Source organism: Aestuariivirga sp. (assembly GCF_044239095.1).
GTDB lineage: Bacteria > Pseudomonadota > Alphaproteobacteria > Rhizobiales > Aestuariivirgaceae > Aestuariivirga.
This window is the reverse complement of the sequence record NZ_JBIICB010000173.1, coordinates 1-9,161: the sequence shown is the minus strand read 5'-3', so window position 1 is coordinate 9,161 and position 9,161 is coordinate 1. Positions and strand designations below refer to the sequence as shown.

The following is a 9,161-nucleotide window of genomic DNA, read 5'->3' as shown; positions in this document are numbered from 1 at the left end:
TGTGGTTCCGGAGCCCTTCCCTCTCGAGCATGCGAAGGATGACCATGCCGGCTCCAGCCTCGCCGTCATCGTTCTTGATTAGCTGCTCGCCGCAGATGAGGCCCCACGAATTGTGAGTGGCCTTCGCGAATTTCTTGTTGCGCTTCAACTCGGCCAAAAGGATACGCGCTTCGTCGCTGGAGCGGCATGCCCCGCCCGAAACAGCGTATTTCGAACCACGATCAGTTATGACGTTGTCAAGAATGAGCATGCTGCGCGAGCCTCGTATCCGCCGAAGCACGGGCGGTGGTCGCCGCGTGCATAGCACGAGCCTTCTCTGGGCCCCACCGGGTCCATGACCAGGCCTGACGTCTGCATGCGAATGACGGCTTGACAGGGGCAACCATGACCCTAGATCAGTACTGCAACTGATGCAGTTACTGAAAGGCCTTCAATGTCGATGCTCTTTTCCCCGGCGACCCTTGACGCGCTCAAGCTCCAGAACCACATGGTCATGGCGCCAATGACGCGCAACCGGGCCACCGGCAATCTGCCGAATGACCTCATCGTCGAATACTACCGCCAGCGCGCCAGCGCCGGTCTGATCATCACCGAAGGAACATCTCCCTCGCCGAACGGCCTTGGCTATCCCCGCATTCCGGGCATCTTCAGCGCTCAGCAGGTCGATGGCTGGCGCAAGGTCGCGACAGCGGTTCATGAGGGCGGCGCAAAGATATTCGTTCAGCTGATGCACACCGGCCGCATCGGCCATCCGCTCAACCTTCCCCAGGGCGCACGCGTCCTGGGTCCATCAGCCATCGCGGCGGCTGGCGAGATCTATACCGACGCCGAAGGCATGAAGCCCCACCCGACCCCGGAGCCCATGACAGAGGCTGATATCAAGGCCACCATTGAGGAGTTCGCTCAGGCGGCGCACAATGCCATTGCGGCCGGCTGCGATGGTGTCGAGCTTCACGCTGCCAATGGTTATCTCCTCGAGCAGTTCATCCGCCCGACCTCAAACCAGAGAACCGACCGCTACGGCGGCTCGATCGAGAACCGCGCACGCATCGTCATTGAAGCGGCCCAGGCTGCGATCGCCGCGATTGGTGCCGAAAAGGTCGGCATCCGCCTCTCGCCCTATGGGGCCTTCAATGACATGCCGGCATACCCGGAGATGGAAGCCGACTATGCCTACCTTGCGGCCAGGCTGAATGAGCTGGGGCTCATGTATGTGCACCTTGTCGACCATTCGCCGATGGGCGCACCGCCTGTTCCTGGTTCGATCAAGCAGACCTTCCGCCAAGTCTTCAACCGCACCCTGATCCTGTCGGGGGGCTACGATGCGAAGCGCGCTGAAGCAGATCTGACGGAAAATGCCTGCGACCTGATCGCCGTCGGCCGTCCTTTCCTGGCGAACCCGGACCTCGTGGCAAGATGGACGTCGGGTGCCGCACTCAACGAGATCGACTTCAGTACCTTCTATACGCCAGGGGATAAGGGCTTCACGGACTATCCGCGTCTCTGACTTTCGCGCTCAACTGCAACAAAGCTGCAAAGCTGGGGTGGGTTGTGCCAAGGCATGATCCACCTCTTCTGATTTTACAGAGCTATGCCACGTTCTGGAACTTGAAGAGCCCAAGGGCCGGGAGCGCGAAACACTCAGGCAGCTCAGCGCCACCCCGCTCGAACGCGAGGTGATCGGCAGCGTATCTGCAAAGGTATCAAGCTCGGCCATGGGGTGTGGAACTTGGTGTTCAAAAGGATCTGAGCGATGCACATCCCGACACGCCACGGCGTGGGCCCAACTTGCGTATTTCTGCCCGCTGGCCCCTGGCCCACGGTGCTGGATTTTCTGGTCGAGCGCATGCCCCACATCCCGCGCGAAACATGGACCGAGCGCCTTCGCAGCCAATCGGTGCTGAACGCGGAAGGCAAACCCGTGCTGCTCACACAGCCCTACACGCCGCACACGCGCCTGTTTTACTACCGCCACATTGAGGACGAACCGCAGCTGCCGGAGCAGGCCAGCATCGTATTCGAAGACGACTATCTGCTGGTGGCAGACAAGCCCCATTTCATGCCTGTCACACCTGGGGGGCGGTATGTGCAGCAGAGCCTGCTTGTGCAACTGAAGAACCTGACGGGTTGTCACGATCTGGCGGCACTGCACCGCATCGACCGCGAAACCGCAGGCCTGGTGTTGCTATGCAAGCGCCCAGCCGACCGTGACGCCTACCACGCCCTGTTCCGCCAGCGGCACATCCACAAGACCTACCACGCCGTCGCCCCCTTTCGAGCTGAGCTGACATGGCCCCGCACCCACACCAGCCGCCTGGTTGCGGGCGAGCCCTTTTTCCGCATGCAGGAAGTGCCTGGCCAACCTAACAGCGAAACCCGCATCAGCCTGCTGCGCACCGATGGCTCTCGCGCGCTGTACCAGTTGGAGCCGGTCACCGGCAAACGCCACCAGCTGCGGGTGCACATGCTGGCGCTGGGCCTGCCTTTGGAGGGTGACCTGTTTTACCCCGAGGCGCTGCGCGGACCGGGAGCGCCGGAAGACTTCAGCCAGCCCTTGCAGCTGCTTGCACAGCGCATCGCTTTCACCGATCCGGTGACCGGTGCCGGGCGGGCGTTCGAGAGCCAACGCAGCCTGCGCTTCTAGCTGTTTAGTTCAAGGGTTTGATGGTGCAATCTTCAGTCAGGAATGGAAGGAAGCACGATGGGCCAGGTTCTTCATGGGAGCGCCACCACGACTGAGGCGGTCCGTCGATCGATACAGCATCGTCAAGAGAGCCTGAGGGCTCTGGCGAAGCGCTACGGCATCAACCCAAAGACGGTGGCCAAGAAGAAGTTCAAGGTCTACCCAATCGGCTTCTTCCATATCGACATCGCCGAAGTGCAGACTGCCGGGGGCAGGCTCTATCTCTTCGTTGCCATCGATCGGACGTCGAAGTTCGCGTTTGTTGAGCTTCATAGCAAGGCGGCACGCCGGGTCGCGGCAGACTTCCTTCGCAATCTGGCTGACGCAGTTCCACACAAGATCAACACCATTTTGGCGGATAACGGCACGCACGTCACTGATCCTGCCGGCGGCGGGTGGTCCGTATCGGATATCAAGGCGATGCGGGCAGAAGGGGTTCTCTTCCGTTGCCATTCCTTCGATGCGGCATGTGCCGATCTCGACATCGAACATCGGCTGACGAAGCCGGCACATCCATGGACGAATGGCCAAGTCGAGCGAATGAACCGGACGATCAAGGAAGCGACGGTCAAGCGCGATCACGACGAAGATCATGCCCAGCTCAGACAGCACCTTGACCACTTCATTGCCGCCGACAACTTCTGCCGCAGACTCAAGACCCTCAAGGGGCTCACTCCGTACGAGTTCATCTGCAAACAGTGGACAAAAGAACCTGAACGCTTCAGGTTCAATCCGATCCATCAAATGCAGGGACTAAACATCTAGGGCAATTCTAAATCGCCACACAACTCCTTTTCTAACTCTGCCCAAAGAGGATTGCCTTCATAGAGCCGCTTTAGCTCTTCACCAGTGGACCAGAACGAAGTCTGTGATATTCTAACTGTCTGAATCTTTAGTTGAAAACTTTTCTGAACATTTTCCAGAGTCAGGTCAAAAAACTTACGCAACTTCATCAGCGATATTCTCGCAGTGAATCCAGTAATCAACACGCGGGTGACGATACTCTCTCAAGTAAATATCGCAAGAGTTTATTTCATCATCGTTCTAAAAAAAACGTCTTTTTTCGATCATCTCTCTACTTGCAAGATAGTGAGGAAATCGCTGCGCCTTATAGCATTTCCGACTTTTTATCCACGCGGGAAGCCTTCGAAATCCACAGATTACCCTCCGAGCAACGACTGAAAAGCTGGGATCCTCTACAATCCGTTGTGTTATAGATTGATGCCAAGTTATTCGTTCCGGATTTTACTCGTCTACATGAATGCCAAGCTGATCAACGAATTGCTTACGCAGGAAAACTTCTGTCGATGTGCCAACAGTCTTAGGAAGGTGCAGCCACACGAAATCAGGTCCTATAGTCATCACAGCCCTCGATAGTAGCAGTTACCTGTCCAGTACGTACGTCTTTGATCAAACTATATAGTATATCGTCAAATTCGATAAGCGCATTGAGTTGATCGCGAATTCGAGATGAAAAATCTGTTGGTCGAACACATCGTGGCCCCTCATTACGGTTTTTTAGTCGGACCTTGGGGAAGCATGGCCTTCATCCCACTGTTCGACCGGGCAGACTATCCCTCCGTCCCGACCTTGCGGCCTGAACGGCGAGGCGGTGGCCGGCGGTCAAGGATGGCCGTAGGGCACCGCGCTGCGGCGCGGAGTGTCCTTGAAGGCCGGTCTTGCATCCGGCCCAAAAATTGCGCAAATCTTCGGCCCAACAGGCCGGTCATCCGGTGGATGTCGGTCAATCCTCTGGCACTCATCAGAAGGCTTTGCCTCGCGTAGGTGAAACACCACTTGGGCAGTTACAGAATGACGGGCACGCCGCGGGCAGAGTGGATGAGTTTCGCGAATTCCGGTTCAGAAGCTGCGGTCGGGGAGTTCCTCCACCGTCCAGCGCGGCGCACGGTGACAGTCTTTTTGCGCTGCGACGTGCCGCGAACGGGACGCCACGTCGAAGACGAACTGTGCCGGATCGAACTCACCGGGGAAAAAGTTGTTCTGCGTGTCAGCAATGGCTTCGCCGATCAATATGTCGACCGCATCAAGGCGGTCCTCCACATGCTGCTGCCCTATCTGGAGAACGCGCCGCTGTCCGGCAGCTGCGCCGTGTCGCTCGGCGACGAGGGGTTGCACGGGCATGTGCTGAGCTTCTGCTCGACCAGCCCGGACTTCCTCCTTCCGGACCCCGATTTCATCATGACCAGGGGCTACGCGGGTGCGCGCAGGCTCTTCGCCGAGGCTCCGCCCTGGGAAGACCGGCTGAACATGCTCTACTGGCGCGGCACCGATACCGGCGTGTGGCGCTATCGGCAGATGGAGGATGCGCCGCGTGTCGGCATCTGCCGGCTGGCGCGGGAGAACCCCGGCCTGATCGACGCAGCGATCACCCGCATTGAGCCGCGTCACGACCAGGACCGGAAGAAGCAGTATTATGCCAGCCGCGGCTATCTCGGCGCGTTGGCGGAGCAATCGCAGATCCTGCGCTATCGCTACCAGATCGACATCGACGGCAACAGCAGCGCCTGGGCCAGCCTCTTCCTGAAGCTCCTTACCGGTTCGCCGGTGCTGAAGGTCGCGTCCGAATTCAACTGGCGCCAGTGGTACTATGGCGAGTTGCGGCCGTGGGACAATTTCGTGCCCGTCAGCCCCGACCTGAGCGACGTGGCCGAGGTCCTCGGCTATCTCCAGGCTCATCCCGGTGAGGCGAAGCGGATCGGCCTCAATGGCCAGAAGCTGGCGCAGTCGTTCACCCTAGCCTCGGAAATCCCCAAGGCCATGAAGACCTTCACGCGCTACATGGCCCTGAGCCGCACCGCGGGGATGCCCCGGTCGATGTAGAAATTCGCAGTGAGGTTGGCGTTGCTCTCCTCGAACCATAGGCTCGGGGCTTTCGAAATCGGCGGTTTGCCGCCCTGACCCAGCAGAAACCCATCAACTGATGTCTTCCGACCTTTCGAAACTCGATCTGGTGGTCATCCAGATCGATAGATGTTTGATCCCAGGGTTTGATGGTGCAATCTTCAGTCAGGAATGGAAGGAAGCACGATGGGCCAGGTTCTTCATGGGAGCGCCACCACGACTGAGGCGGTCCGTCGATCGATACAGCATCGTCAAGAGAGCCTGAGGGCTCTGGCGAAGCGCTACGGCATCAACCCAAAGACGGTGGCCAAGTGGCGCAATCGCAACTCTCTCGCCGGCGCGCGGACAGGCCCCAAGGACCCAAAATCGACAGTTCTTACGGTTGAAGAGGAGGCGATCATCGTGGCCTTCCGCCGGCATACTCTCCGACCCCTTGATGATTGCCTGTATGCATTGCAAGCAGCCATTCCGAACCTAGCGCGCGTTCCGATCAGGTGGAATCACCTGGTCGAAAAGAACTCGCGCAAGTTCAATGGCTTGAGCATGATCTTTTCGCAAAAGTGGTTTCCACTTTTGCGGATCATGCTCTAACGCGCTCATCCTTGCATCGCTGCCTGCAGCGCCATGGCATCGGATGCCTACTGGATGCCGGCGGTGAGAAGGCCGCCAAGAAGAAGTTCAAGGTCTAACCAATCGGCTTCTTCCATATCGACATCGCCGAAGTGCAGACTGCCGAGGGCAGGCTCTATCTCTTCGTTGCCATCGATCGGACGTCGAAGTTCGCGTTTGTTGAGCTTCACAGCAAGGCGGCACGCCGGGTCGCGGCAGACTTCCTTCGCAATCTGGCTGACGCAGTTCCATACAAGATCAACACCATTTTGACGGATAACGGCACGCACGTCACTGATCCTACCGGCGGCGGGTGGCCTGTCTCTGACATCAAGGCGATGCGGGCAGAAGGGGTTCTCTTCCGTTGCCATTCCTTCGATGCGGCATGTGCCGATCTTGACATCGAACATCGGCTGACGAAGCCGGCACATCCATGGACGAATGGCCAAGCCGAGCGAATGAACCGGACGATCAAGGAAGCGACGGTCAAGCGCTATCACGACGGAGATCATGCCCAGTTGAGACAGCACCTTGACCACCTCATTGCCGCCTACAACTTCGGCCGCAGGCTCAAGACCCTCAAGGGGCTCACGCCGTACGAGTTCATCCTCTTGATTGCCGCTCAGCCGCCCGAGAGTGACGTCAAACCAGTGCAAGTTCACTTAACCCGGCGGGGTCAGGCAGGCGCAGCGCTCATCAAGGCATGTATGTGCCGCCGTTGACGTGCAAGGTTTGACCCGTCATGTAGCCGGCCGCATCAGACAGCAGGAACATCACGGGTCCGACGATGTCTTGGGGCTTTGCAATTCGCCCTAAAGGGACAAACTGACCGTAGCTACTGGGGTTGAAAGCAGGTGCTTCCTGCTCGTCAGAACGTCCGGTTCCGCCGCGCAAAAAGGCCGTATCCACAGCCCCTGGAGCGACTGCATTGACCCTAACGGCTGGTGCGTTTTCAAGCGCCAATTGACGTGTCAGTAGAATGATGCCCGCCTTGGCGGGACCATACGCACCAAAGTTAGGGCGCGCCCATGCGCCCAGTCCCGAGGCTATGTGTACAAGGGCACCACGATCTGACTCGTGAAGATAAGGCAGGACTGCGCGAGAAAGAAAAAAAGCAGCATCGAGGTTGCCGTGAATCACTTCCTTCCACGTGTCGATGGAGGTACTCGCGAGGCTTTGGGGCGCAGTCATGAACCCGATCAGATTGACGCACGCATCTATCCCGCCAAGTTGGTTTGCAGCCTGTGCCATTGCGTGTTCTACCGAGTCCGGCTCTTTTGCATCCATTGTGAAATGCGGCAAATCGTCGATTCGGTGCCGTTCTATTGAAGCAGGAAGGTCCAGTATGGCGACATCCATACCCTGTCTTTTCGCCTCGTAGGCTACCACGCGCCCGATGCCGCCACACCCGCCGGCCAACACAAGCTTCAAGGGTGGCAGATTGCCCAAATCAGATTTCAAAATTTGAGTCACTAAATATTCTCATTTTTTCAGCAAATTGGCAAAAGAGAGGTGGTTCGACTTGTTTGAGCCGACATCCACCAGAAGACCAGCCCGCTGGTTGAGTTTTGCGTAAACAGGCAACTCTGGCAAGACTGAGCACTGGCGAATGGAATCACCGCTCCGCCAAAACCGTGATGTTTGCTCCTTGTTGGTCGAGAATGCCGTTTCGCTCTCATCACGGCGTAGTCCTCCCTTGGTTTGAGCTGGAACGCATGACAACCGGACCGATCAAGCCGTCGCCGGATCGTGCGGTGGCCGTAGTTCGGCAAGATGACCCTTGATTTTCTCGAAGAACGGCAGCCGCGCTACTCGGTGAGGCATGAACCCAGGCGCGAGCCTCCGCGATGGATGCGAAGCCACGGGCGGGCCAGGACGGGACCTACTTGCAGGTCGGGAAGAGCGCCTCGGAGAAGGTATTGTCGTTCGACACCCGCGGCCTGCTGAAGGAAGCAATGGCTTTGCAAGCCTTCCCTAGGACGCACCACTTTCCCGCCCATGCGGGCGGGGGATGTGCAATCTTAGTTTGTTTTTATTGACATATTGGTAAATTTTGGCAAGGAACTGGGTAAGAAAATTCCTACCCACCAAAAGCTCTGTGGAGTATGCACTTCGTCCTGCCTGAGCCAAAACGAATGAAAGCCACCCCCATGCTGCGCTCCACCAAATTGCTTCTGGCCTGCCTGTTCACCGTGTTCGGATTCCTCTCGGCCAGCTGTGGCAGCGATGCGTCCACGCCCGTCGTGCCCTCAACACCCACCATGGCCCCGTTCGCGGGCAATGTGGACGGGTCGGGCAACGCCGATGGCACAGGCACCGCCGCCCGTTTTAACCGCCCAGGCGACGTTGCCACCGACAGCGCGGGCAACGTCTACGTGGCCGACACGGGCAACCACACCATCCGCAAAATCACCTCTGCCGGGGAGGTGACCACGCTGGCTGGAACCGCGGGGGTGAGCGGCTCGACCGACGCCACCGGCGCTGCGGCCAGTTTCCAGAGCCCATACGGCATCGCCACCGACAGCGCGGGCAACGTCTACGTAGCCGACACGGGCAACCACACCATCCGCAAGATCACCTCTGCCGGTGTGGTGACCACGCTGGCAGGAACCGCGGGGGTGAGCGGCTCGACCGACGCCACCGGCGCTGCGGCCAGTTTCCGGGACCCGAGAGGCATTGCCACCGACAGCGCGGGCAACGTCTACGTGGCCGACCAGGGCAACAACACCATCCGCAAGATCACCCCCGCCGGAGAGGTGACCACGCTGGCTGGAACCGCGGGGGTGAGCGGCTCGACCGACGCCACCGGGGCTGCGGCCCGTTTCCGGGAGCCGAGGGGCATTGCCACCGACAGCGCGGGCAACGTCTACGTGACCGACACGGACAACAACACCATCCGCAAGATCACCCCCGCCGGGGAGGTGACCACGCTGGCTGGAACCGCGGGGGTGAGCGGCTCGACCGACGCCACCGGCGCTGCGGCCAGTTTCCAGAGCCCATACGGCAT

At 59.0% G+C, this 9,161-nt stretch carries 8 protein-coding genes and 2 pseudogenes; 7 read left to right on the top strand and 3 right to left on the bottom strand.

Annotated elements, in window-relative coordinates; all coding sequences use genetic code 11:
• On the bottom strand, positions 1 to 250 hold a 250-nt coding region (locus ACILRA_RS14995), incomplete at its 3' end, for a YigZ family protein (RefSeq protein ID WP_395662890.1).
• A 183-nt stretch (positions 251 to 433) separates the two neighbouring features.
• On the opposite strand from ACILRA_RS14995, the gene ACILRA_RS14990 reads away from it, so the two are divergent.
• From ACILRA_RS14990 to ACILRA_RS14980, 3 genes are all read left to right on the top strand, one after another.
• Entirely contained in the window at positions 434 to 1,507 is a 1,074-nt protein-coding gene (locus ACILRA_RS14990; protein WP_395662889.1) for an alkene reductase, read from the top strand.
• A gap of 246 nt (positions 1,508 to 1,753) precedes the next feature.
• Positions 1,754 to 2,644, top strand: a complete 891-nt coding sequence (locus tag ACILRA_RS14985; RefSeq protein WP_395662888.1) for a pseudouridine synthase — start codon at positions 1,754 to 1,756, stop codon at positions 2,642 to 2,644.
• Positions 2,645 to 2,701: 57 nt separating this feature from the next.
• Positions 2,702 to 3,448 carry a DDE-type integrase/transposase/recombinase gene (locus ACILRA_RS14980; RefSeq protein ID WP_395662887.1) on the top strand — a complete coding sequence of 249 codons (747 nt, stop codon included), beginning with the start codon at positions 2,702 to 2,704 and terminating at the stop codon, positions 3,446 to 3,448.
• On the opposite strand, the gene ACILRA_RS14975 is transcribed toward ACILRA_RS14980, so the two are convergent.
• Positions 3,445 to 3,636 carry a hypothetical protein gene (locus ACILRA_RS14975; RefSeq protein WP_395662886.1) on the bottom strand — a complete coding sequence of 64 codons (192 nt, stop codon included), beginning with the start codon at positions 3,634 to 3,636 and terminating at the stop codon, positions 3,445 to 3,447. The two genes, ACILRA_RS14980 and ACILRA_RS14975, sit on opposite strands and share 4 nt — an antisense overlap.
• Positions 3,637 to 4,522: 886 nt before the next feature.
• On the opposite strand from ACILRA_RS14975, the gene ACILRA_RS14970 reads away from it, so the two are divergent.
• The 3 genes and pseudogenes from ACILRA_RS14970 to ACILRA_RS14960 all read left to right on the top strand — a co-directional run.
• Positions 4,523 to 5,524 (top strand): glycosyl transferase family 90, encoded by a 1,002-nt coding sequence (locus ACILRA_RS14970; protein WP_395662885.1) that lies wholly within the window; start codon positions 4,523 to 4,525, stop codon positions 5,522 to 5,524.
• A 207-nt stretch (positions 5,525 to 5,731) separates the two neighbouring features.
• Positions 5,732 to 6,019: pseudogene (locus ACILRA_RS14965) on the top strand (IS481 family transposase); the annotation flags it as partial.
• A 113-nt stretch (positions 6,020 to 6,132) separates the two neighbouring features.
• Positions 6,133 to 6,876: pseudogene (locus tag ACILRA_RS14960) on the top strand (DDE-type integrase/transposase/recombinase); the annotation flags it as partial.
• On the opposite strand, the gene ACILRA_RS14955 reads toward ACILRA_RS14960, so the two are convergent.
• Positions 6,851 to 7,627 carry an SDR family NAD(P)-dependent oxidoreductase gene (locus tag ACILRA_RS14955; protein ID WP_395662884.1) on the bottom strand — a complete coding sequence of 259 codons (777 nt, stop codon included), beginning with the start codon at positions 7,625 to 7,627 and terminating at the stop codon, positions 6,851 to 6,853. The pseudogene ACILRA_RS14960 and the gene ACILRA_RS14955 sit on opposite strands and share 26 nt — an antisense overlap.
• Before the next feature lie 662 nt (positions 7,628 to 8,289).
• Between ACILRA_RS14955 and ACILRA_RS14950 the strand changes: the two genes are divergently transcribed.
• The coding region (locus tag ACILRA_RS14950) for an SMP-30/gluconolactonase/LRE family protein (protein ID WP_395662883.1) at positions 8,290 to 9,161 on the top strand (872 nt) is incomplete at its 3' end.